Raw genomic sequence first — 23,023 nt, 5'->3', positions numbered from 1 at the left:
GGATACTGTGACGCTTCAATTGATCCTGACCGTCGCGGCGGCGCTGATCGGCGTGGGCCTCTTCGGGGCGCTCTCCCAGCAGTCGATCGTGATGGTGATGATGGGCCTGGAGCTGATTGTCAACGGGGTGATGCTAGCAGGCGGTGCGGCCTGGTACTTCCTGACCCCGGAATTGCCCGATGCGCAGATGCTGGTGGTGGTTGCCCTGGTGGTGATGGCGGTGGAAATGGCGATGGGGTTCGGTGCGACGCTGGCGATCTACCGTGCACGTCAGGTGGACATGGTCGACGACGCCACGGAGCTGAGCGGATGACTGCCCCTCAGGCGATACTCGCCGCCCTCGTGTTTACTCCCGCGGCGCTGGGAATCCTGTTGCTCCTCGCCGGCCGGCGCGCCGACAGGGCGGCCGGACCCTTAGCCGTAGGTGCAACCCTGGCCGTCGTGGCCCTCGCGGCAATCGGTGCGGCGACCCGGCCGGTGCTGTCGCTGCCGTTTATCGGCCTCGTGGAAGGCGGCGACTTCGCCGTTGGGGTGGACGGGCTCTCCGCCGTCCTGGTCATCACGGTTGCGGTGGTGGCCGCCGCGGTCACTGTCTTCGCCGTCGTCGACCTGGCGCCCGACGTTCCGAGGGCGCGATTCCTCGGATATCTGCTCCTCTTTACTGCCGCGATGCTTGTCACGGTCACGGCCACCACCGTGCCGGCGTTGTTGGTGGCGTGGGAGTTGATGGGCGCCACCTCCTACGCCCTGATCGGATACTGGTGGCAGGTGCCGGGCAAAATGGCCGCCGGGACCAAAGCCTTTGTCACCACCCGTGCCGGGGACGTTGGCCTGTACGTCGCCGCGGGTGCCGCGTTCGCCGGGACCGGGACACTGGTGCTGGATGACCTGGCCTCCGCGGACGGCGCCTGGCGGGACGTCGCCGCCGCCGGAATACTCCTCGCCGCACTGGGTAAGTCCGCGCAGCTTCCCTTCTCCGCCTGGCTCTCCGCCGCGATGGAAGGCCCGAGTCCGGTGAGCGCCCTGCTGCACTCAGCAACGATGGTCGCCGCCGGCGGGTACCTGCTATTACGTACGCAGCCGCTGCTGGAATCGACCGGCTGGGCGGCACCCACCGCGGCCTGGATCGGGGCTGCCACCGCGCTGGTCCTGGGCGCAATTGCGGCGGCGCAGAAAGACCTCAAGCAGCTGCTTGCTGCGAGCACCGGAGCGCAGATTGGGTTTGTGGTTCTCGCCGCGGGCGTCGGCACGACGGCGGGAGGCACGGCTCAGCTGGTGTCGCACGCCGGAGTGAAGGCGGGCCTGTTCATCGCGGCCGGGGCGTGGCTGAGCGCACTGGGCACCAAACAGCTCGCCGGGCTTCGCGGCGCCGCACGCAGGCACCCGGGCATCGGGGCCTCCGCCGTCGTCGCTGCTGTGGCGCTGGCCGGGGTGCCGCCCCTGTCCCTCTGGGCCACGAAGGATGAAGTGCTTGCAGGGGTTGACGGCGGCGTCCTGCGGATTGTCGCGCTGGCCGCTGCTGCCCTCTCGGCGGTCTACGCCGGGAAGATCCTCGTCGTGATCCTGGGGTTCGTAAAGGAAGCCGGCGCCCGGCCGGATACGGAAGAACCGGGCAGCCGGAAGGTACCCCGGGCCACATCAGTGGTGGCGGGCCTGCTGGCTGTCACCGCCGTCGTCCTTGGCGCCCTTGCCCTCGAGCCGGTTGCGAAGCCCTTCAAAGAACTGCTCGGGGCTGAAGGGGAAGCGTCGCCCGGACTCGCTGACTTTGTGGTCTCGGGGGCACTCGCCGTCGTCGTGCTCGGGGCCACCGTTGCGCTGCGGTCACAGCTGATCCGCCTGGAGCGCACGCCCCTGGCCACCTGGTTGGGACTGCCCGCCCTGCTCTCGCCGCGGCCCTGGCTCGCCGTCGCCCGCGCGGCGGCAACCATTGATGACCGGGTGCTGGACCGCGGCGTCCTTGCTGTCGCATCAGCCGTCCGGCGCGGAGCGGTGCTCATTGGCCGTGCCGATCACCACATGGTGGATGGCGCCGTGCGCGGTATTGGGTCCCTGACCCGCCGCGCCGGTTCCGCGATGCGCCGCCCGCAGACCGGGCTGGTGCACCAGTACTACTTCCAGGCCGTCGTGGGCCTCGGTGCGCTGTTTCTCCTACTGATCGTCGTGAGGTAACCATGCTGCTCTCTATTGTTATTCTGCTTCCCGTGGTGGCCGCGGGGGTGCTGTTGGCGGTGCCCGGACTGCCGGACCGTGCGGCGTCGTGGTTCTGGGTGGCCGTTGCCGCGCTTGACCTCGCGTTGATCGTTGGGATGTGGATCGGTTTCGCCTCGCAAAGAACGGCCGGCGCAGCCGGGATTGTGGACGGCATCGCGTATCAGGAGAAGATCCGCTGGATCCCCACCGTGGATGCTTCCTACCATGTGGGTGTTGACGGGCTGTCGTTGCCGTTGATCGCCATGACCGGTGTGCTGTTCCTGGCCGCCGCTATCTGGTCGCTGCGGGAGAAGCAGCGGCCCCGGACGTACGCGGCGCTGTTTCTGTTTCTGCAAACCGCGTCGATCGGGACTTTCGCTTCGCTGGATCTGATCCTCTTCTTTGTGTTCTTCGATCTGACCATCGTGGGCATGTACTTCGTCATTGCCGGGTGGGGCCACGGGAACCGGCGCCGCAGCGCGCTGAAATTTTTTATCTACACCTTTGTAGGCTCCTTGGCGCTGCTGGTCGGATTTATCGGCCTCTTTCTCGGCAGCGAAACCCGCACCTTTGACATGGTGGCCCTCGCCGCGGACCCGCCCCTGACCGACTCCCCGGTGGCCGCCGGCCTGGTCCTGCTCGCCATCTGCGTGGGACTGGCCGTCAAGACCCCACTGTTCCCCTTCCATACCTGGCTGCCGGACGCCCACACGGACGCGCCAGCCGCTGGCTCCGCGATCCTCGCCGGTGTGCTGCTGAAACTGGGCACGTACGGCTTTGTCCGCATCGCCATGCCCATCTTGCCCGACGCCTGGCAGCGCTGGGCCATGGTGATCGTTATCGCCGGCGTGGTCAGCGTCCTCTGGGGCGCCTTCACCGCCCTGGCCCAGACCGATCTGAAACGGATGATCGCCTACACCTCCGTGAACCACATGGGCTACATCATGCTGGGTCTCGGCGCCGCGGGCCTGGTCAGCCAGGCCGATGACCAGGCCCGCACCATCGCTGTCACCGGCGCCATGGTGCAAATGGTCAGCCACGGACTGCTCACCGGCGCACTGTTCCTGCTCACCGGGGTCCTCTTCAACCGCGGCGGCACCTACGCCTTCAACCGGTGGGGCGGACTCGCCTGGCCCGCACCCATCTTCGCCGCGGCTTTTGGGGTGGCCGCTTTCGGGTCGCTGGGACTGCCCGGCCTGTCTGCATTCATTGCCGAGTTCCAGATCTTCACCGGCGCGCTGCAGGCCGCGCCGATCGCCACCGTCATTGCGGTCACCGGGATTGTTGTCACCGCAGGCCTGTTCCTGGTGGCGCTGCAGCGGCTGCTGACCGGGGACACGAAAGTGCCCGAAGCCACCGGCCTTGCGTCCGCACGATCCCACGGGGGCGGCGGTAGCGCGGCACGGGGCGGCGGGACGCGCGGCGTCAAGACAACGACCAGGAACGACGGCGCCCGCGCGCCTGCCGTATTCAAGGACCTACATGGGCGCGAGCTGACATCAATCCTTCCGCTGCTGATCCTCTCCGTGGCGATCGGGTTGTTCCCGCGTGCACTGCTGGACATCATTGAACCCGCCGCTGCCGCGCTTGCCTCACTGGTGGGCCGATGACGGGCATGGAGGGCATGTCCGCCAATCCGCTGGACCTGCTGCCGGAACTCCTGCTGCTCCTTGGGGCTGTGGGCGGCCTGCTGCTGGGCCTGTGGACGCCGCAGGACAAGCAAGGCAGAGTCCGTATGTTGGTAATTGTGGCGGCCCTCGCCAGTGCGGCTGCCGCCGTCGTCGATCTCACCGAGCCGGACAAGGGCGTGTTTGAAGACAGTTGGATGATCGACACCACCACCGGCGTGGTCCGCATCACTGTTGCCCTGGCTACGGCCGCGGCCGTGTTGCTCAGTTCCACGTCGCTGGCGGGCCATCCCCGCGAGACCGAGGCTTATGTCCTGATGGTGCTCGCAGCGCTCGGCGCCATTGCTCTTGCTGCCAGTAATGACCTGCTGATGCTCGCAGCCGCTTACCTGCTCGCCAGCGTTCCGCTCTACGCCCTGGCGGGATTCGCCAAGGACGCCAGGGGAGTGGAGGCCACCCTGAAGTATTACCTGATGGGAGCACTCGTGGGGGTCCTCATGCTCGTGGGCGTAGCCGCCCTGATCCTCGCCGCGGGCACCGGCAACTACCTCGAACTCGCCGGGGCGCTGCCGGAGGCGGCGATGCCGTTGGTCGCTGTCGGTGTCATCGGGGTGCTGGCAGGTATGGCGTTCAAGGCCGGGGCAGTGCCGGTGCACTTTTGGGTACCCGATGTGACCGCCGGGACTACTCCTGCGATGGCCGCCTTCATTACCACCATTCCGAAACTCGGGGCCGTTGCCGCGGCCTTCCGGCTGGTCGCCGAACCGTTCGCCCAAATCCAGCTCGACGTGCCTTTGCTTGTTGCGGTCATCGCCGCCGCCAGCATGACCCTCGGCAACCTGGCCGCCTTCCAACAGACCGAAGTGCTTCGGCTGCTTGCCTACTCCACGGTCAGCCAGGTGGGCTACATGTTCATGGTGGTAGCCGTCGCCGGTCCGAGCGAGTATGCCGTCCCTGCTTTGGCGGTCTACCTGGCCGGATACGCCGTGACCAACCTCGGAGCATTCGCGGCCGCCGCCGCGCTGCCCGCGGCTGGTTCTTTGAAGGAGTGGGCTGAGGGTGTTCGCGGGCGTCCGTGGCTGGTACTCAGCCTCGCGGTGCTGCTCTTGGGCCTGGTGGGCACCCCTCCCACTGCGGTCTTTGTTGGCAAACTGGCCATCTTCACCGCCACAGCGGACGGAGGCATGGTGTGGCTTGTGGTGCTGGGTGCGGTCAACACTGTTGCGAGCCTGTTCTATTACCTGCGCTGGATTGCGCCCGCCACCCGGGTGGTTTTTGCGGGTTCCGAAGATCCGCCAGCTGCTGGTCCGGCTCAGGTACAGTGGGGTCCGGCTTCCACTGTCCATGCGGCAGCCGTTGTCTCAGTTCTCCTTGGGGCCGGTGCGGGCGTCTGGCTCGCGTTGGTTGTCTAAGTTTGCTCCAACACTGTTATTGACCCACACAATCAGGAGGCCCCATGGCACAGAACACAGGCAATCCCCAACAGCAGGCGGAAACACTCACCGTCTACGGTGCCGACTGGTGCCCGGACGTGCGCCGCAGCCGGAAACTGCTCGATGCGCAAGGCGAGCGTTACGTCTATGTCAACCTGGACCACGATAAGCCTGCGGAGGCGCTGGTCCGTCGGCTCCAAGGGGGCAAACGCCGCATCCCCACACTGGTGTGGCCGGACGGCGCCTTCATCGTAGAACCGACCGACGAACAGCTTTCTGAATACCTCAATAGCCAAGCTGCCGATTGGCGCCAGTGATGATTGATCTGTAACAAGCCTTGACTGCAGGGCCGTTGCGGAACCGGCACGTTGCTATGCCCCCGGTGAAGAAATCGAATCGACGAGTCGGGATTCGCAAGGTTCGGCACCAGTTCAGAATCAAGAGATCCGCCCCTTGATGGCGTGATCTGCCACGGGGGAGGTCGAACTCTGGATTCGATGTACGCCTCCTAATCTGCGGGAGGTCAAGCACCGGGGCAGGCAAAAGGATGGATTTCTGAAAGCTGCGGAAGCCTGCAGACGCAGCTACGGGTGTTGGTTGCGCCTCCGATTGGTTTCGGTAGGTGCCTAGTGGAACTATAACGCAGAGCCTCATTCGAACGTGTCTCTACCGAACACCGGGTGTCCGGTAGCCGATCCTCACCGCAACGATTTAGACGCCAATAGCCAAGAAGAATCCCACACAAACTGTGGATATATTCGGGAATCGGCGAACTGCTCGGGCTTGGTTGGCGTGATGGGTTGGGCGAGAATGGAACTGGCGCCCGCTCCGCTAGTGGTCCATTATTTCTGAACCGTCAGGCACCCCGAACACGAGAGTGGCAGGTCCGCCAAACCTATCCCGTTTCCGTTGGCCGTTGAAAAAGGACGCGGCGTCCGCGAGCGCCCGTGATGAACGATTGTGGCAGACATTCGCCGAGCCCGCGGTCTCACCCATGCGCGGCTTTTTGATGCGAACGTCGATGTCGTCGACTTTGCTCGAGGCCGCGTCGCCAGGGAGCATGGGAAGAACGTCGAAAGGGATGCCACCGAGCGGGGTCCCGCCGGACAAAAGCTTGAGGCGCCAGTGCCAACACGAATCATTGCGATATTCAGGGTCAGCGCAGCAAGTGATCATAGCTGGTGAGCATCACTACGCCGTTCTCGATCAACCGCTTGCGAATAGTGTTCGCGCTGAAACCATGCCACGCCCGATCGTCTCCACCGACTTGCCCTCGGCGTAGATCCGAGCGGCTTCCTCAATCTGCTTCGCGTCAAGACCTACCTTTCGAATGGGCGTGCCTCGGCGCCGGAGGTGCTTACTAATGCTTCCACGGTGGATGCCATACTTCTCGCCCAGTTCCTTGACCGTCACGCCGGCGTTGTAGCTGGCCGTCATCTCATCCGACTGCGCTGACGTTAGACGGGCATGGCGCTGGGGGATAACTGACCGGTCACTCGCTGCCCTTGGTGAGTTGGCAATCTTGTGTAGCAAGGAACGGATTTTGACGGTCTGGCCGCTTTGTTTCGAATAGGCATGTAGGACTCCCACGCCACCACCATTCGAAACACGGTCAGTTTCACAAACTTCTGGGATAGCTTCGATGATTCCGGCCGGGTTCATGGACCCGGAACGCAGCGACAAGGCCGCCACAAAGCTGCTGGGCCAACTCGCATGTTGGGCGCGCGCAATGCGCAGCGCCCGCGCCACCGCCCCCTACTACGCCTGATCGTCGAAAGCCGGGAGGCCTCCGAACCGGGCTGTTCCGTCGACCTGCCCGGCGCCGATGGAGTCCCCGGCTGAATCAGTCCGGTCTCGTAAGCCAGAACGACCAGCTGCGCGCGGTCCCTGGCCTGCAGTTTCGCCAGGAGTCTACTGACGTAGGTGCGGGAGGTAGCTGGACTGATGTATAGCTTCGCCCCGATTTCATCGTTGGAGAGTCCCCGCCCGATTTCGGTGAGTACTTCGCGCTCGCGTTCGGTCAGGTACCTCAGGGGTTCGTCGCTGACTGTTGATCTATGGCTGCCAGCCAGTGAATCCAGGACTTTTCGGGTAATGGCAGGGGAGAGGAGCGAGTCTCCCCTGAGGCGACAATCCGGATGGCCTGACGCAGATCACCTGGAGCGATGTCTTTGAGTAAATAATCAGGTCGAGCCCGCCGTACCCGGAGAACAGCGACCCGATCCGTAGACGACGGCCTTGGGTCTCGTCGTTCGACTGGCGCATGAGGACTCCGGCAGATCGGTGATCCCCGGCCGTCGTCCTCTCGGAGACTCTTGACCGGGCTGGTCACCTGCCAGGTGCTCGCCACACGTCCCGCGATCGCCCCTGTAGACCTCCCGAGCCGGCTCAACGAAGTCCTCGTCCTCGCCTCTACTCTGAACCACCACGCGTCTTGCAGACGAGGTCAGAGCCTTGTCAACCAGTGTTGACACGTCGCCGGCGGATCGCCGTCCACCGCCTTCGGTGCGAGGCGGTCATTGGTCGCTCACCTGACCGTCGAGGAGGCGACAGTGACGGTTTCGATGCGCGTGATGTCGGCGGGCGACGGATACAAGTACCTGCTGCGTACGGTCGCCGCGGCCGACGGTGACAGGTCGCTGTCGACCTCTTTGACGCGGTACTACGCCGAAGCAGGGAACCCACCGGGCCGCTGGCTTGGCCGCGGGCTACCAGCCTTGGATGCCGGGCAACTCCATGAAGGCGATGAGGTCTCCGAGCCTCAGCTACAGCTCCTCGTGGGGATGGGCCGCGATCCGGTCACCGGCGAGCCTCTGGGTCGCGCATACCCAGAATATCGGTTTGTCTCCGAGCGCGTCGCGGACCGCGTGGAGGCTCTCGACCCGGCCCTGAGCCTTGGCGAACGCGCCGATGCTGTCGCTGCGATCGAGGCCGAGGAGGCTACGCGGGGCACGCGCAGGGCTGTTGCTGGGTTCGACTACACCTTCTCGATCCCGAAGTCAGCCAGCGTCCTATGGGCCGTTGCCGATGCGGGCACGCAGGCGCTGATTGCGGAGGCGCATCATGCGGCGGTGGCGGAGATGGTTGCGTTCATCGAGCGGGAGGTTGCCGCAACCAGGGTGGGTGCAACCGGCCCGGACGGTGCGGTCGCGCAGGTAGACGTGACCGGGGTGATCGCGACCGCGTTCGACCACTACGACTCCCGCGCCGGCGACCCTCATCTGCACACCCATGTGGTGATCTCGAACAAGGTGCAGACCGCGCAGGACGGGAAGTGGCGATCGCTGGATGGGCGGCCGATGCACGCCGCGACGGTAGCCCTGTCGGAGTTGCACGAGGCGATGTTTGCTGATCATATGACCCGTGCCTTCGGTGTCGGCTGGGAGCAGCGGGATATGGGGCGCGACCGCAATCCTGCTTGGGCCATCGCCGGCGTGCCGGAGAGGTTGGTGGCGGAGTTCTCCACCCGAGCCCGCCACATCGAGGTGGAGAAGAACCGGCTGATCGAGGAGTATGTCGAGCGCCACGGCCGCCAGCCCTCGACCGTGACAATCCTCAAGATCCGTGCCCAAGCGACCCTCGTGACCCGGCCGGAGAAGGAAGTCCGCTCACTTGCGGATCTCACCGGCGACTGGCGCCGCCGCGCCACCGGCTTGTTGGGCGAGGACGCCACCACCTGGGCAGGTCGCGTGACGTCGAACGACGCTCCATTGTTGCTGCGCGCCGATGACGTCCCGCTCGATGTCATCGCTGAGTTCGGGCGCAGCGTGGTCGGGACGGTCGGGGAGAAGCGGTCGACCTGGCGGCGCTGGAACCTGGCCGCGGAGGCGGCCCGGCAGACGATGAGGTACCGGTTCGCCAGCACCGAAGACCGCGAGGCCATCGTGGGTCTCGTCGTTGATGCAGCCGAGTCCGCGTCGCTGCGGCTCACTCCGCCGGAGCTGGCGACCAGCCCGGCGCTGTTCCGCCGTCCCGATGGGTCCTCGGTGTTCCGGCCGAGGCACTCGACGGTGTTCTCCTCCGAGGAACTCCTCGCCGCCGAAGACCGACTCCTGGAGCGCTGCCGCACCATGACCGGGCCGACCGTCCCACTGTCCGCCGTTGAGGAGGTCACCGCGAAGCCCGACCGCGACGGGCGACTGCTCGGGGACGACCAGGCTGCGGCCCTCGCCGCCGTCGCGGTCTCGGGTCGTGTTGTTGATGTGCTGGTGGGGCCGGCGGGCGCGGGCAAGACCACCGCGATGAGCAGCCTGCGCCGAGCATGGGAGACCGAGCACGGCAAACGATCGGTCGTGGGACTCGCGCCCTCGGCAGTCGCGGCGCAGGTGCTCGCTGACGATCTCGGGATCTCCACGGAGAACACGGCGAAGTGGTGGACCAATCATCGACTCCGTGGCGCCACTTTCCAGGCCGGACAACTGGTGATCGTCGATGAAGCCTCGCTCGCCGGCACCCTCTCCCTGGACCGCATTACAAAGGTAGCCGCCGGTGCTGGTGCGAAAGTCCTCCTCGTGGGCGACTATGCGCAGTTGCAGTCGGTCGAAGCCGGTGGGACGTTCGGTCTCCTGGTCGCGGATCGTGACGACGCGCCGGAGCTGGTCGACGTCCACCGGTTCACCCACGAGTGGGAGAAGACCGCATCCCTGGCCCTCCGGCACGGGCGCACCGAGGTCATCGACACGTACATTGACCGCGACCGCGTCGCCGGCGGCGAGGCCGACGCCATGAGTGAAACCGCCTACACGGCGTGGCGCGCCGACTGCGCGAAGGGGCTGGTGTCGGTGCTGATCGCGGAATTCCGCGAGGACGCAGCCACGCTCAACCGCCGTGCCCGCGCCGACCTCATCCTAGTCGGTGTCCTTGAGCCCGGCCGGGAAGTCGAGCTGAACGGCGGCACCCAGGCGGGCGTTGGGGACACGATCATCACCCGACGCAACGACCGCCGCCTCCGCAACGGCAAGGACTGGGTCCGCAACGGCGAACGCTGGACGATCACCGGTGTCCGCGACGACGGCTCCATCACCATCCGCAGGGCCGGTCGCCGGTTTGGCGGCTCTATCGTCCTGCCCGCTTTGTATGTGGCCGAGCATGTTGATCTCGGGTACGCGGTCACGGCGCATCGTGCGCAGGGCATCACCACCGACACCGCCCACGTCCTGATCGAGGCGACGACGGCCCGGGAGAACCTCTATGTCGCCATGACCCGCGGACGCCAGTCGAACCGGGCCTACGTCGTGCTGAACCGCCCCGACGATCACGCCGCCCCACACCCCTCCGACTACCCCGATGCCACCGCGCGCTCGGTGCTGTTCGGGGTGCTCCAGCATGTCGGCGCTGAGCTCTCCGCCCACGAGACCATCACCGCCGAGCAGGAGACCTTGGGGTCGATCGCCCAGGTCGCCGCCGAGTACGAGACCATCGCCGCGGCCGCGCAGCACGACCGGTGGGCAGGGCTCGTCCGCACCAGCGGCCTCAACGAAGAGCAGGCCGGAGCCGTCATCGACTCGGAAGCGTTTGGCGCCCTCGCCGCCGAGCTGCGTCGCGCCGAGGCCAACCACCACGACATCGACCGGCTCCTGCCACGCCTCGTCTGGGCGCGAGGATTCGAGGACGCCGACGACGTCGCCTCCGCCATCCACCACCGCCTCGCTCGGGCGACTGCCCGCCCGGCTGGGTCCGGGCGCAACCGCAAGTCCTCGCGTCTCATCGCCGGCCTCATCCCACACGCCGACGGTCCCATGAGTAGGGACATGCGCGACGCTCTGGATGAGCGCCACCGCCTCATCGAGGCCCGAGCCGATGCCGTCCTCGACACGGCCATGCAGTACAACGAGCCCTGGACCAGCGCACTCGGGCCGATGCCGAACGACGCACCCAGGACACGTCTGTGGCGGCGGGGTGCACGGGTGATTGCGGCCTACCGCGACCGGTACGCCATCACCGACCCGATGCCTCTCGGCGCCTCACCCGATTCGACCGCTCAGAAGATCGACCGCGCCCGCGCGGAAGCAGCACTTAGCGCACTCAACACTCAACCGAACCCGGCTCCGGAGCGGCAACCGGCACAACGGACCACCCCCGAGCTGGGCTTGTAGGCGGGCTCCCGCGCAGAGAGGGCCACGCACCGACTCGTGTGCAAGGCCCCAGGGAACGTGGGTGGTGGCCTACATAGATCGCGTATGCCCGGTCGGGCTCGGCCTCTGCTGGCGGGAAGATTCCGGACCCAGCTCCGAACGTTCGACTCCATGCTCCGATGGGCGACGGGTCAGGTGCTCGACGTCCGTGGCATTTCGTGACGACACGAGCTGTCCCATCACGCAGCAGCATGTGCTTGCCCGCACTAGTCACCGAGGTCACGGGGCCGGGCACCGCGCCGACGCCGCGACCCAGTACGCACGCTTCGGCCGCGACACGGAGTGAACCTGAGCGCACTCCTGCTTCCACGACGACACTGGCTTCGGACAGAGCCGCCATGAGTCGTCCGCGGGCCAGGAACCGCCGCCGCGTCTGGGTTGTGCCCGGCGCCATCTCGCTCACCATCAGACCGACGTCTGCGACTCGGTCCAGCAGTTCTCGGTGGCCGGCCGGGTAGGGGCGGTCGACGCCACCGGCCAATACCGCGATCCTGTCCCCGCCCGCAGCCAGCGCAGAACGGTGCGCCGCGCCCTCCATCCCGTATGCGCCCCGGCAACGACTACATGCTCGTTCCGGCGATATCGGCGGCCAGCGAGCCAGCCATGTGTTGCCCGTAGGAGGTCGACGCTCGCGAGCCGGTGATCGTCACGAAGTCCTCCATCGGACGTGCGAGAAACGACGTCGCGCACCGTGCCCACAGCACGTACGGGGTGCGATCACCGAGGTCGGCGAGGGCCTTCGGCCAGTGCTCGTCACCCGGTATCAGGACGGTGAAGGCACTCTTCTCGATGCCGTTCATGCGCTTCGCCATATCTTCCGGCCGGTGCGGTAGCGCCAAGCGGTCACGCCACATCGTGGCGTCCACACGGTTCATCCCTGGGATCGCGTCCTCGTCGTCGATGAGACGTAGTGTCTCGATCGCACCGACGCGGGGAGGACACGACCGGTGACGGAATCATCCGGCTCGGCAAGGATCGACAGCAGCATGCGCGCCGTGCGCTCGTCGTGGGTCAGATCGGTGATCGCGGACATGATCTGGGGCTCCTTCTCGGTCGGATGACGTCGAGAAGGAGCACGGCACCGGTCAGAGGCGGGTATGTGCGGGCGGTTACGCCGCGACGACGGAATGGCGAGCGACCCGGCGATCCCGCCGCTCCGCGGCCCGGACGCGGATCAGCAGCACCAAGCTGACCGGGCCCATGATCGCGAACTTCATCGCGTTCCAGACGCACAGCAGCACCAGCAGATGCAGCCAACCCGGTCCGCCATCCTCGATCAGCACTCTCAGGATGCCCGCGACGTACAGGTAGGGGATGACCAGCAGCATCGCCGGGAGCCTCCACTTGAGACCGCGGCGGGTGCGAATTGCATCGAGCAGGATGTTCGTGGGCATATAGCAGCGCAGGAAGTAGCGGGTGTGGACGCTGGCGGTCCAGATCAAGCGGAACATGAGCGCAGTCCTCTCCTCGTCTCCGGCGACAAGGAATCAAGAATGACCGCTCCGGCCGTAGCCGTCTGGCCGTCCCACCGCGTCCGGCGATGGTCAAGCAGGTAAAGGCCGCCAACTCCAAGATACCGCTGGTGCCGCTGGGATGGAAGAGAACGACGAGAGACCGAGTGCGCGTGCGGCCTGCGTGGCTCCGTGCATCCTTACAGCGAACAGGGTTCAATGGATGCAACAGGTGAGGGGTTCCCGACGACGCCCGGCGAGATGTTCGGGCTGGAGTAGAGAAAGCAGACAATGCCCGAGAGTCGACATCGCTACCTCTACGAGCGCCTCGGTGACCACGACTTCCAGCAGCTCGTCAGCGCTGTGCTCGCGCATCAGTTTCCCGACTACATCCCAATGGCTCTCCGCCAGGCTGATGGCGGCCGTGATGGCCTGCGCAAGGGTGATGCCTCGAAGGTGCTGATCTATCAGGTCAAGTGGTCGGTCAACGGGAAAGAGAAGGACCCAGTCACGTGGCTCGATGAGTTCGTGCGGAAGGAGGAGGCCAGCCTGCGGCGCCTGGCCGGCCAAGGCGTCCGCCACTACATCCTGGTCACCAACGTGGGCAGCACGGCCAAGCCGGAATCAGGCACGTTCGACCAGCTGGACAAAAAACTCAAAGCATACGCGAAAGACTTCGGCTACGAGCAGATGACCTGCATCTGGCGCGAAGCGCTAAACCCGTGGGTCGACAACGCCCCGACCGAGACGAAGTGGGCCTACGCCGATATGCTCGCGGGTTGGGATCTCATCCGATACCTGGTTGCAGAGCACGTCGGCATTGGTAAGGACAAGGCGCATCGTGACCTGATCCGCAAGGTAGCTGCGGCACAGTGGGAAGACGACAAGCGGGTCAAGTTCAGCCAGTCCGATGTGGACCGCGAGAGTGTGGTGGACCTCTTCGTCGACGTCACCGCTGACCGCGTCCACACCGCAGCCAGCAGACACCTGCAAGCACAAGCACCGACCACCTTGGGCGGTGCCGCGGCCTACCTGCTGCGCGCACCGGCGCCTTTCACCCTCGTCCGGGGCGCGCCAGGACAGGGCAAGTCGACCCTCAGCCAGTACCTCTGTCAGGTCCACCGCAAGTCGTTCATTCCCGAGGCGGAGCGACCTGACTCACTACCCGAGCTGGATCAACCACGGTTCCCTATCAGACTGGATCTGAGCGATTACGCGCTCTGGCTCGGCGGCAACGACGTGTGGGACCACTCCGAGGACCGCAAGCAACGTAAGGCCAAGGCCCGTAAGGGTGAGCAGGCGACGATCGAGTGCTTCCTCGCCGACCTAATGACGCACGAGAGCGGAGGGATCGCCGCTGGAGCGAAGACGGTTCAGGACATCTTCGAGCGCGTCCCAAGCCTGGTCGTGCTGGACGGCCTCGACGAGGTAGGCAGCGCCACCATGCGCGGCAGGGTCGTCAAAGAGATAGACAAGTTTGTCGGTCGTGGGAAGGCTTACACCGACCCGCCGAGGGTCGTCGTCACTACGCGGCCCAGCGCCGGTGAACTCCCCGAGCCGTCACCGAACCTGTTCGAGATCGTCACCCTCAACCAGCTCACCGTGGAGCAACGTGACGCCTACCTGCGCAAATGGTGCTCAGTCCGGGGGATCAGGGGCAAGGACGGTCGCGCCCTGCGCAAGAGCTTCAGGGAGAAGAGCCGCGAGCCGTACATCAATGAACTCGCCGGTAACCCGATGCAGCTCACGATTCTGTTGGACCTCCTCCACCAGCAGGGAGCGGCCACTCCCACCCAGCGCACCGATCTCTACGACAAGTACGTCGAGCTTCTCCTGGCCCGCGAAGCGAACAAGCACCCCAAGGCGGTTCGCGACCACAAGGAAGAACTGATCGAGATCATCCCGTTCCTCGGCTGGTACCTCCACGCGCACACTGAGGAATCCCAGATCAACGGCCGCATGAGCGTGGACGAGCTCAAAGAGGCAATGCGGCACTTCCAACGCACCTACGGCAACCGTGAGTCGATCGTCGACCAGCTGTTCGAAGGAGCCAGCGACCGCCTGTGGGCGCTAACCAGCAAGGTCGAGGGGACCTACGAATTCGAGGTCCTCTCCCTGCGAGAGTACTTCGCGGGCCGGTTCCTCTACCACAACGCGGGCGAGGACAACACGGCCTTCGACAGCACGACCGTGCTGCGCGAGCTTCTGCGTCGACCGTACTGGCTCAACACCGCCAGATTTTACGGCGGCAACGCGAAGGGCAACGGCATCTATCCGCTGACCGCTGGAATCGAGGAGGAGCTGGCGCAGAGCACGTCACCCGCATCCTACCTGGCCGCATGGGCACTGCTCACCGATGGAGTCTTCCAGCGCCGCCCCCGCGAGGCACGCAAGGTCCTCACGGCACTCTGCTCAGACAGGGGGATCGCGTTCCTGTTGTCCGCGTTCGACCGCCGCGACATCGTCGCCCTGCCTGACCTGCCGGATCTCCCCGGCGACGACGGGGCCGACCCCACTTGGACGCGCCTCACGACGCAGATCAGCAATGTCCCAACGGACAACGAAAACACGCAACGTGTAAGCGCCCTGCGAGAGCTGTTGAACCAGCGCAGCCAGTTCGCAGCATGGTGGTACGAGCAACTCACCGGAGCCATCGGCACCCCTCAGCAGAACGCGTGGCTCAGGATCGGTGCCGAATGCGAAGCTGGCGCAGGCGCCACTGCATCGTTCGAGCACATCGACCTGTCCGATGGCGCCGCGGAACTCTTCCTGAGCACTGGCCTCGTTCCACTGCCCGGAGGCGCACTCGAAGCAGCGCTTCTCGACGCCGTCTTGGATGGCGAGTGCCCGTGTGTGACATCGACCCGATCCATGCCGGCACAGGTCGCGGTCGCCCTCTCTCCAGGAGATTTCCTCACGAGCTCCAAGACAGGTTTCATCGCCAGCGATGAGAAGACGAAACGCCGCCGAAGTGAGGCGATCAACCAGCTCAGAAAGGCCGGATCTCCGTACGCCCAGATCGCTAGGCAGCGAGCCTTCAAAGCCGGGCAGAAGGGCAGCACATTTCCTTGGTCGGAGACCGCCGCCGCGCTGCACGAACATACCGGACGACGCTGGCTTGCGTCCGAGATCGCCATCATCGGCGCTGCATCTCCGTTCCCGCCCGCCTACACCAAGAAGCCCGGTACGACCCCGTTCGGCAGCACGAGCCACCCCTCCGAACTGCTCGCCCAGACCCGCAGTAACAGCCGCAAAGCCGAATGGTGGAGCGAGCAGCTCGATGCGCTCGACGACGATCTAGCAAGAGCGGAATGGGCACTCTCCATTTGGTGTACCGCAACCGGTCCAGTCGTCTCAGAACTGTTGCCCTCGCTGGAGACCGTGCTCGACCAACTTCCTCCGCCACGCCGCAGCGCAGTCTTGCGAGCCGCCGAACAGATTGCCCGTTACGGCTGGCTGAACAACCGACCGGTGACAGCGGCCACGGACGACCCAGAGCTAGCCGCCCTCAACCAACTCCGCGCCCCTGGGGCGTCGACGGCGGGGCGATATGGTGTGGCATCCGCAGCCCGCCATAGTACGGCGACGCAGGCCCCGCTGCTCAGCGTTGCCCGAGAAGGAAAGTGGCTCAAAGTTGACGCGAAGCCCGCCTATCGATAAAGAGCACAGTAGCGCGGCGTGGGCGACTCGGAGTAGCCGAATGATGGGGAGCCCCTTGTATGGCCCCCTTTGCTGACGGTCGTCGACCATCAGTGCAAACTGCAACCGACGCGGAATGCGCTATCGGGCAATTTCTGCCGGCCCCTTGACACGCCTCAGCGGCCCGGGCCGGCTCCGGCTCCCCGACCTCTTGAGGTCTGCGGCCAGGCGATGTGTGGAGCCCGACGGCGACATTACGGCGCCCTGCCCCTCTCGAACACCTCGACCGGCGCGCGGCCGCCTACGCGGGACGTGCCGGAGGCTCCGCATTCGAAACCGGTGATCGCGAAGCGTTGTTCCGGATCAGGCAACAGCCCCGCAACTTTAGCGGGCGTGTACGCTGGCGAGCCAGATCAGACGGAACATTGCGACAGTCCTCTGCAAGTCTCCAGCGACAAGGAATCTTGAAGGACTATCCAGCCGAGGCCGTCCAGGCATGCCACCGCATCCGACGGCGGGGCGTAGCAGGTAGAGACCGCCTACGCACCGAGCTCCCGCTGTGCTCGACTCCGGGGAATGGCTTGGCGCGCCAGAAGCGGACTCTGCCTGGCGGCTGCACCCGCCTATCGCCTGAGCCAGACTACTCACTCTGCGTGTCGCACGGCCGCTGTCTCGCCGAGGTGAGACGATGACCACGTGATCTGGGTCCGTCGGTAGGAGTCCGCGTGAGCGCGTTCGATGAGATAGGTCGGCGCGCAGATGCGGGTGGGACCGAAACCGTCGCTTTGCTGCGCCAGCTTGGTGCTCAGGTGACGCGCGCGTCGTCCTTCCCGCCTCCAGCCGAACACCAAAGCTGGAGTCCCGAAGCAGTCAATGACCTGCTTGCGGACATGTTCTCGAAGGACCCAGCACGTGGTCGGGTCTTCGTCCTCGCGTGTTACGTGCAAGCAACCGATCAGAATTCTCTCGAACGACTCATCCTGAAGAGCATTCGCAACTTCCTGATCGATCAAGCCAAGGGAACTGAACGCGGCAAGCTTCGACGCCGGCTGGACACTCTTCTCACTGATGATGATCGTTTCGTTCGGCCGCCTGACCTCAAGGGCATTTGGGCTTGGGCGCTTGTGCATCGGGCCATGAACCTGTGGCAAGGCGACCTCGATGAGCTGCACCAAGCGGCGGCTCGGGTGCGTGGCTATCAGATCCTGAGCTGGAACACCGCTGGGCAAACGCCGAAGCACACAGTGGTCGCGCTCACTGCGGTCTCGCACGGAGTAATCGATCACGCGGACGGCGCCGTTCGTGATGAGGACCTCGCCGCAGTCATCGAGCGACGATTCGCACTACTCGCGCCGCCAGTCTTTATCGAGGTTCCCGACGGTCCATTCACGGTTGCCGCGACCGCCCTGCTGACCGCGGGCGATGACCCAACTGCCGATCTGGGCGTACGAGAACGAGCTGAACAGCTTTGGTTGACGCTGACCGCGGAGGAACAAGCACTTCTGCCCATCCTCGGGCAGAGCTTGGAGGCGCGGCGAGCCGCGACAGGTATGGGACGCGCGGTGACGCAGGCGTTGAGCGAGGCCCTCGCCGAACGGCTCAAATTGGCGACCGTCGGGGACGATGATTGTGAGGAGATCGTTCTGCGGATGGTGGAGATCGCTGCCGAAAATTCCGAATCACGTCGTCTGTCCAAGGTAGGACCGCACGCGTCGCGGTCTCCGAGAGAGGAGCCGATGTGATTCGTGACGCTGCACGCCCGCAATCAAGACTTGAAGCAGCCGCTTCCAGGGTCACCGTTCCCGAGGCGGTTCGCCAGGCGTGGACCGATACCGCGCCGGGACTGACCGCTGGACAGGTCTGGCGTGCGCGGTGGGGCGATAGGGTACAACTCGTTGTCATCCTCGGCACAGAGCGACGAACCACGGTGCTGCCACTGTCGTTCGACCTCGACTACACCGACTCGACAACCACGCGCATCGCGGCTGAAGCCAACCCGTTCGGTGTTCCGCTGATCGCCTGGCACGGCCTCCCAGAGGTTCTGCCCAGCGCGGTCTTCGACCGTTTCGTCGGTCAGCTGGCTCCCGACGCCACAGCAACCCTGGCCTCGGAGCCCATTCCGGCCGCTGAGGATAGTTCCGTCCCACACCCGGTACGCGTGTATCGCGCCTTGCTCGAAGACACGATGGAGGAACTTGCGGCCGCGCAATGGTCGGATGGCGGGTCAGGGCAACTCAGCGTCACCCTGCAACGCGCAGGACTGAGCGTTCAGGATGTCGCCGACGCGCTTGGAGCGACACCGCAGAGGGCATTCGCTATCTGGCGTGGTCAGGTGCCCCTCAGTCGCGAGGAGGCGGAGACCTTCGCACCATTGCTCGGTGAGTCGGTAGACGCGATCATGGCGGCGAACCCCACGCCACCATCTGACCTCATTGTTTGCCTGGAACAACCGGCGCGGCACCGCCAGGTTCTTGCATACGCTGCACGGCGCAGTGTGGATGTTCCTACCGCCTACCGTGACGTCGCATACCAGACCTGGGCCCTCGCAGCGCGGCAGACAGGCGCGAAGGCCATAAACTGGGACCTCCGACTCGACACACTCTTCGCGGCGGTACTTAATGAGCAGTGAACGTCGCCCTCCCACCGGCGTATCCAGAAGCCTGGTTATCGACCAGGTGACCGCCATGCTCGACCACACCAACACCTCTGACCCAGGACTCCGATCGCAGCTCTTCGACGATGCCGTGGGCACCTTGACAGCCCGAAACGACATCGATGTGCGTCTCGTTCCCGATCAGGAGGTTGACGCCTCCCGATGCAGCGTCGCGGGTGGGTACCTTGCCAACCACACGCCGCCCGTTCTCGCCGTCTCAGAAGCAGCCAGCCGCGGTCGACGGGCCTTCACCGCGTTACACGAATACGGCCATCACCTCCAGCAGAGCGTATACGCCCTCATGGAACGCCTGACGCAGCAAGCCGACGGTGGGCTCAACCTGGAAGACGCTGCCTGCGACACTTTCGCCTCCGCCATCTTGCTGCCGAAAGAGCTTGTCCACCAGCACATCACGGACCGGGGGCCGTCAGCGGCGACCGCGCTGTCCCTGTGGCAAGCCGCGCCGCAGGTCTCCAGGGCAGCTGTCTGCGTCCGCGTGGCCCTGACACTCCAAACCCCTGGTCACGTCACGCTGCTCGACGAGAACGGCATCGTTGTCTTCTCCTCCTCGCGTGAACTTCCCCCGCTGCGCCGCGGCAGCGACCAATCCCGGGGCAGGATCGTGCAGGGAGCATTACGTGCGCCCGGCCGGATCATCGAGGATGAGACGGAGTTCTTCTACCGGGACGGCATTCGCGGGCAGAAACTCTATGCGCAGGCAACCGACATGGGCGGCATGACCGTGGTCGTCTCCGTGACCGAACGAGCTGCATGGCGCAAGCTGTCGTTGCCACGCAGAGACAGCGGTCCCAAAGGCGTGTACAGAATCTGTGAGCACGGCGCGTGCGGCCACGAGTTCCACACGTTCGAGCGCCCCTGTGAGCAGTGTGGTGTGCCTACATGTCCTGAGTGCGGACAGTGCAACTGCGGCTTCCGGCTGCGCGAACAGACCTGTCCGGCTTGCTACCTGGTGAAGGCATCCCATCTCTTCGACGAGAAAACTGGAATGTGTCAGGACTGCGCCTGAACCCCAGCGACAGCCGAAGCGAATTACGTCGTCTGTCTTCAGTAGAGCATCGAAGTAATGCTCCGCGTGGGACTCGACGCCGGGAGAGTCACCAGCTCACACCCCCGGAGAGGAGAACGCCATGACAACCATCAGCCCCACCATCACTCTCGAACAGATCGTCAATGATGCTCGCCGCAGGATCGAGGTCTCCGACCCCGAACTCGAAGAAGCACGAAAGCGCCGTTCTGCGATCGGAGCCGCGTTGCGCAACGAGTTCATCGCCAGCCGCACCTACGTCAACGGCAGCATCGCCCACGGCGACGCACTCACGCCACTCGCCGACGTCGATCTCGGCGTCGTCGTGCCCGACCCGGACAAGGAGTACGGGCCGGGCAAGCGCGGACCGAAGGACCTCAAGGAGCGTGCCGCGGACGCTATCCGTGCCGGTCTAAAGGAGGAGTACGGAGACCTTGCCGTCGAGGTCAAGGGCCGCAAGCGCTCCATCCTCGTGCGATTCCGCGACCCGGTGGCCCCGGGACAACCGGACTTCACTGCCGACGTGATCGTCGCCATCGACAACCCTGACGGCGCGGGCCTCTACATCCCTCGATTCGATACCTGGGATCGCTCCCACCCCGAGAAGCACACCGAACTCGTCAACACCGCGAACAAGATCACCGAGGCCCGCTTCGCCCGTGTCGTGCGACTACTCAAGCACTGGAACCGTAGCAACAGCAAACCGATGTGCTCCTGGAACATTAAGGCGCTCGCGCTCGACTGCATCATTGCCCCGACAGCCCTAATTCCGGGGCTCCACGCATGGTTCGATCACGCGATCGAGCAGCTCTCCCGCGGCGAGACCCCCGATCCCGCTGGCGTCGCGACGAACCCCATCAAGCTCAACGCCACCCGAACCGAAGTCATCCGCCGACTCACCCGCGCACTGGAGAAGCTCGATCGTGCCATCGAGTACGAAAAGGACGGCTACATCGTCCTCGCCCACAACGAACTCGCGAAGTTCTTCAACGATCCTGAGATGATGCCCGCCCCGGACCCCGTCGCGGTAATGGAGGAAGAAGCCCTTCGGATCACCGCGCAGAAGACCAAGGACACCAAGACCTTCGGCTCGCCCGCCCTCCTGACGGGCACCGGCGCCTCCGCTGGTCGAGTTCGTGGAAACGTACGCTCATGGGGAGCCTGACCATCCGGTGGTACGGGGCCGACCCTGTGTGGACGCTCCCGTTCCAACGCGACGCAAGACGACACTACGGCCAAGCCATGTCCATCGAACTGCGCCGCGACTACCTCCTCTACCGTCACGAGGGCCTCGATATCCCTGGACGCGATCAGCCAGTTCCCTTACAGATTCGCTTCGAAGCGCACCCGTTCTACGAGACCTACGGGCTTGCACCCCAGGACTACCCGCGAGTGTTTGCCGACCCCGGATTGGCCTCACCTCACCGCATGCCCGACGACAGCCTCTGCCTCTTCTACCCCGCAGACCCACCCGAGCGAAGATGGACAGCAGACGACGGTCTCCTCGCGCTCCTCGATCTCGCCGGTGACCACATCTACTTCGAAACCTACTGGCGCCACACCGGAGGCCGTCGAGGCGGCAAGTGGCTCGCACCAGAGGCACCCCACGGCTACCCAGGTAGAACACGATGACCCCGACACCGCTGCCCTCCACCGAATCAGTGCTCACGGTAGCAACCGTCAGCTGGGACGGCATCGCGACCATCATCGCCGCGCTCCTCGCCACGATCGTCGCCATCATCGGGTACAGCATCCAGCAAGGGCTCGCCCGCAAAGAGCGGCGAGCCGTCATCTATAGCGAGGCGCTGCGCGCAGTCGAGGACTACCTGGAAGCTCCGTACCTCATAATCCGCCGCGACGGGTCAGCTTCCGCACGCCAGAGCATCACCACGCACATCAGTGACATCCAGTCGCGCCTGTCCTACTACTGCGCGCTACTGGACATCCATGCGCACTCTGAGATCAGCACCGCGTACCAGGCACTGGTTTCCTCAGCGCGGGCCGAAGCCGGCAAGACGATGTCAGCCGTTTGGCGAGGCCGTCCCACGCGGCGAGACAAGGGTGTGCCGATCGCCTCACGTTACGACCGCTCCCGCAGCGACGACGCCCGACGCGCCTACATTGCGGCTATCAAACGCCACGACGCATGATCGGCCGAGTCTGCGGGGCGTGAAGCAGTCAGCCCCGATTCGCTGCTGACCGGAGGATGAAGGAAGAGCCCTCGGCAACTCCGTTCCTATCACCGTTGCCGTCCATGCGAGTCCCGCATGACCATGCCCTCGGTGAGCAGCCAGGCGCGGACGGTCCCGGCTGAGAATCCTAGCCCGTGCCCGATCCGGTCCAACGATTCACCGGCCGCGTACCGGCACCTCATCTCGTCCACCTCGGCCTCGAACGGCGACCGACGCCGCAATTGCACCCCTCGTGAGCGAAGCAGTGACGATAGCGCGGGACGGCTGACGCCCAAGTCAACGGCGGCCTCTCGTAACGTCGCCCCCGCCCTATAGCGCGCCTCCGCCCCGAGCAAGAGATCCTCACTGACGATCACCTGCTGCCTTACACACGGCGATTCCCGGCGGCCTGAACGTCTGGTCCTACGTCTGATCGCCAAGTGCTTGGCCGCCATCTGAGCCAAGGGAGGGGCAAGTTTCGAAAATGCTCCCGCTAGGTCCACCGCAGAAATGGGTTTTCCGGTTCGCAAGAACCGGGAAGCCCATTTCTTTTTGCCCTGGCGTAGGCGTAGGTCGACGGGCGGATGGCGACCGGTGGTGCCGCGAGGCCCGCGTTCGGGACGCGGGCCGGCGCCGTCGTCGTACTCTCCCAGCGTGCCTCTCACCACCGTCGGCCCAA

The 23,023-nt window shown here is 65.2% G+C and carries 19 protein-coding genes; 13 read left to right on the top strand and 6 right to left on the bottom strand.

The features are described 5' to 3' along the window. The first annotated feature begins 19 nt into the window (after positions 1 to 19). The 5 genes from AC0QSG_RS10080 to AC0QSG_RS10060 are packed head-to-tail and all read left to right on the top strand — an operon-like array spanning position 20 to position 5,568. Positions 20 to 313 (top strand): NADH-quinone oxidoreductase subunit NuoK, encoded by a 294-nt coding sequence (locus AC0QSG_RS10080; RefSeq protein ID WP_475375271.1) that lies wholly within the window; start codon positions 20 to 22, stop codon positions 311 to 313. Continuing rightward, positions 310 to 2,169 (top strand): NADH-quinone oxidoreductase subunit L, encoded by a 1,860-nt coding sequence (locus AC0QSG_RS10075; RefSeq protein ID WP_019482608.1) that lies wholly within the window; start codon positions 310 to 312, stop codon positions 2,167 to 2,169. The genes AC0QSG_RS10080 and AC0QSG_RS10075 overlap by 4 nt, the downstream gene beginning before the upstream one ends. A 2-nt stretch (positions 2,170 to 2,171) precedes the next feature. Beyond that, positions 2,172 to 3,800 (top strand): complex I subunit 4 family protein, encoded by a 1,629-nt coding sequence (locus tag AC0QSG_RS10070; RefSeq protein WP_019482607.1) that lies wholly within the window; start codon positions 2,172 to 2,174, stop codon positions 3,798 to 3,800. After that, positions 3,797 to 5,230, top strand: a complete 1,434-nt coding sequence (locus AC0QSG_RS10065; protein WP_019482606.1) for an NADH-quinone oxidoreductase subunit N — start codon at positions 3,797 to 3,799, stop codon at positions 5,228 to 5,230. The genes AC0QSG_RS10070 and AC0QSG_RS10065 overlap by 4 nt, the downstream gene beginning before the upstream one ends. Before the next feature lie 44 nt (positions 5,231 to 5,274). After that, positions 5,275 to 5,568, top strand: a complete 294-nt coding sequence (locus AC0QSG_RS10060) for a glutaredoxin family protein (protein WP_019482605.1) — start codon at positions 5,275 to 5,277, stop codon at positions 5,566 to 5,568. An 889-nt stretch (positions 5,569 to 6,457) separates the two neighbouring features. On the opposite strand, the gene AC0QSG_RS10055 is transcribed toward AC0QSG_RS10060, so the two are convergent. Both AC0QSG_RS10055 and AC0QSG_RS10050 read right to left on the bottom strand, forming a co-directional pair. Beyond that, entirely contained in the window at positions 6,458 to 7,000 is a 543-nt protein-coding gene (locus tag AC0QSG_RS10055; RefSeq protein WP_475375270.1) for a hypothetical protein, read from the bottom strand. Continuing rightward, positions 6,910 to 7,215 (bottom strand): response regulator transcription factor, encoded by a 306-nt coding sequence (locus AC0QSG_RS10050; protein ID WP_237715265.1) that lies wholly within the window; start codon positions 7,213 to 7,215, stop codon positions 6,910 to 6,912. Before AC0QSG_RS10050 ends, AC0QSG_RS10055 begins: the two co-directional genes overlap by 91 nt. Positions 7,216 to 7,815: 600 nt before the next feature. Here AC0QSG_RS10050 and mobF point away from each other — a divergent pair. Next, a complete protein-coding gene (mobF, locus tag AC0QSG_RS10045; protein WP_035766706.1) occupies positions 7,816 to 11,346 on the top strand; it encodes a MobF family relaxase in 3,531 nt (1,176 codons plus the stop codon). Here mobF and AC0QSG_RS10040 read toward each other — a convergent pair. The 4 genes from AC0QSG_RS10040 to AC0QSG_RS10025 all read right to left on the bottom strand — a co-directional run bounded on the left by AC0QSG_RS10040 (position 11,276) and on the right by AC0QSG_RS10025 (position 12,836). After that, positions 11,276 to 11,923 carry a DNA-processing protein DprA gene (locus AC0QSG_RS10040; protein WP_475375269.1) on the bottom strand — a complete coding sequence of 216 codons (648 nt, stop codon included), beginning with the start codon at positions 11,921 to 11,923 and terminating at the stop codon, positions 11,276 to 11,278. The two genes, mobF and AC0QSG_RS10040, sit on opposite strands and share 71 nt — an antisense overlap. 22 nt (positions 11,924 to 11,945) lie before the next feature. Next, positions 11,946 to 12,251 (bottom strand): DNA-processing protein DprA, encoded by a 306-nt coding sequence (locus AC0QSG_RS10035; protein ID WP_475375268.1) that lies wholly within the window; start codon positions 12,249 to 12,251, stop codon positions 11,946 to 11,948. A gap of 5 nt (positions 12,252 to 12,256) precedes the next feature. Continuing rightward, positions 12,257 to 12,418, bottom strand: a complete 162-nt coding sequence (locus AC0QSG_RS10030) for a hypothetical protein (protein ID WP_019482530.1) — start codon at positions 12,416 to 12,418, stop codon at positions 12,257 to 12,259. A gap of 76 nt (positions 12,419 to 12,494) precedes the next feature. Further along, entirely contained in the window at positions 12,495 to 12,836 is a 342-nt protein-coding gene (locus tag AC0QSG_RS10025; RefSeq protein WP_019482529.1) for a hypothetical protein, read from the bottom strand. Between the two features lie 291 nt (positions 12,837 to 13,127). On the opposite strand from AC0QSG_RS10025, the gene AC0QSG_RS10020 reads away from it, so the two are divergent. The 7 genes from AC0QSG_RS10020 to AC0QSG_RS09990 all read left to right on the top strand — a co-directional run bounded on the left by AC0QSG_RS10020 (position 13,128) and on the right by AC0QSG_RS09990 (position 22,323). Then, positions 13,128 to 16,496, top strand: a complete 3,369-nt coding sequence (locus tag AC0QSG_RS10020; RefSeq protein WP_019482528.1) for an NACHT domain-containing protein — start codon at positions 13,128 to 13,130, stop codon at positions 16,494 to 16,496. Between the two features lie 704 nt (positions 16,497 to 17,200). Further along, on the top strand, positions 17,201 to 18,217 hold the full coding sequence (locus tag AC0QSG_RS10015) for a hypothetical protein (protein ID WP_019482527.1): 1,017 nt from the start codon (positions 17,201 to 17,203) through the stop codon (positions 18,215 to 18,217). Continuing rightward, positions 18,214 to 19,104 (top strand): hypothetical protein, encoded by an 891-nt coding sequence (locus AC0QSG_RS10010; protein ID WP_019482526.1) that lies wholly within the window; start codon positions 18,214 to 18,216, stop codon positions 19,102 to 19,104. Before AC0QSG_RS10015 ends, AC0QSG_RS10010 begins: the two co-directional genes overlap by 4 nt. Positions 19,105 to 19,159: 55 nt before the next feature. Then, positions 19,160 to 20,155, top strand: a complete 996-nt coding sequence (locus AC0QSG_RS10005; protein WP_019482525.1) for an ImmA/IrrE family metallo-endopeptidase — start codon at positions 19,160 to 19,162, stop codon at positions 20,153 to 20,155. 121 nt (positions 20,156 to 20,276) lie between these two features. Continuing rightward, entirely contained in the window at positions 20,277 to 21,338 is a 1,062-nt protein-coding gene (locus AC0QSG_RS10000; protein WP_019482524.1) for a nucleotidyltransferase domain-containing protein, read from the top strand. Between the two features lie 77 nt (positions 21,339 to 21,415). Then, the gene (locus AC0QSG_RS09995; protein WP_156809013.1) at positions 21,416 to 21,805 is read left to right on the top strand and encodes a hypothetical protein; all 390 of its coding nucleotides are present in this window, start codon (positions 21,416 to 21,418) and stop codon (positions 21,803 to 21,805) included. Next, the gene (locus AC0QSG_RS09990) at positions 21,802 to 22,323 is read left to right on the top strand and encodes a hypothetical protein (RefSeq protein ID WP_019482522.1); all 522 of its coding nucleotides are present in this window, start codon (positions 21,802 to 21,804) and stop codon (positions 22,321 to 22,323) included. The genes AC0QSG_RS09995 and AC0QSG_RS09990 overlap by 4 nt, the downstream gene beginning before the upstream one ends. The last annotated feature ends 700 nt before the right edge of the window (positions 22,324 to 23,023 follow it).

This window comes from Arthrobacter sp. LT660, assembly GCF_056172845.1.
The sequence above is the reverse complement of the archived record's forward strand: the minus strand, read 5'-3'. Positions and strand labels throughout refer to the sequence as shown.

Excerpts from the sequence above, each read along its gene's own strand:
- AC0QSG_RS10060 (WP_019482605.1), top strand. The coding sequence starts at position 5,275 with ATGGCACAGAACACAGGCAATCCCCAACAGCAGGCGGAAACACTCACC.
- AC0QSG_RS10030 (WP_019482530.1), bottom strand. The coding sequence starts at position 12,418 with ATGTCCGCGATCACCGATCTGACCCACGACGAGCGCACGGCGCGCATG.
- AC0QSG_RS10040 (WP_475375269.1), bottom strand. The coding sequence starts at position 11,923 with ATGGAGGGCGCGGCGCACCGTTCTGCGCTGGCTGCGGGCGGGGACAGG.
- AC0QSG_RS10000 (WP_019482524.1), top strand. The coding sequence starts at position 20,277 with ATGACAACCATCAGCCCCACCATCACTCTCGAACAGATCGTCAATGAT.
- AC0QSG_RS10005 (WP_019482525.1), top strand. The coding sequence starts at position 19,160 with ATGCTCGACCACACCAACACCTCTGACCCAGGACTCCGATCGCAGCTC.
- AC0QSG_RS10025 (WP_019482529.1), bottom strand. The coding sequence starts at position 12,836 with ATGTTCCGCTTGATCTGGACCGCCAGCGTCCACACCCGCTACTTCCTG.
- AC0QSG_RS09990 (WP_019482522.1), top strand. The coding sequence starts at position 21,802 with ATGACCCCGACACCGCTGCCCTCCACCGAATCAGTGCTCACGGTAGCA.
- AC0QSG_RS10020 (WP_019482528.1), top strand. The coding sequence starts at position 13,128 with ATGCCCGAGAGTCGACATCGCTACCTCTACGAGCGCCTCGGTGACCAC.
- AC0QSG_RS09995 (WP_156809013.1), top strand. The coding sequence starts at position 21,416 with ATGTCCATCGAACTGCGCCGCGACTACCTCCTCTACCGTCACGAGGGC.
- mobF (WP_035766706.1), top strand. The coding sequence starts at position 7,816 with ATGCGCGTGATGTCGGCGGGCGACGGATACAAGTACCTGCTGCGTACG.
- AC0QSG_RS10065 (WP_019482606.1), top strand. The coding sequence starts at position 3,797 with ATGACGGGCATGGAGGGCATGTCCGCCAATCCGCTGGACCTGCTGCCG.
- AC0QSG_RS10075 (WP_019482608.1), top strand. The coding sequence starts at position 310 with ATGACTGCCCCTCAGGCGATACTCGCCGCCCTCGTGTTTACTCCCGCG.
- AC0QSG_RS10070 (WP_019482607.1), top strand. The coding sequence starts at position 2,172 with ATGCTGCTCTCTATTGTTATTCTGCTTCCCGTGGTGGCCGCGGGGGTG.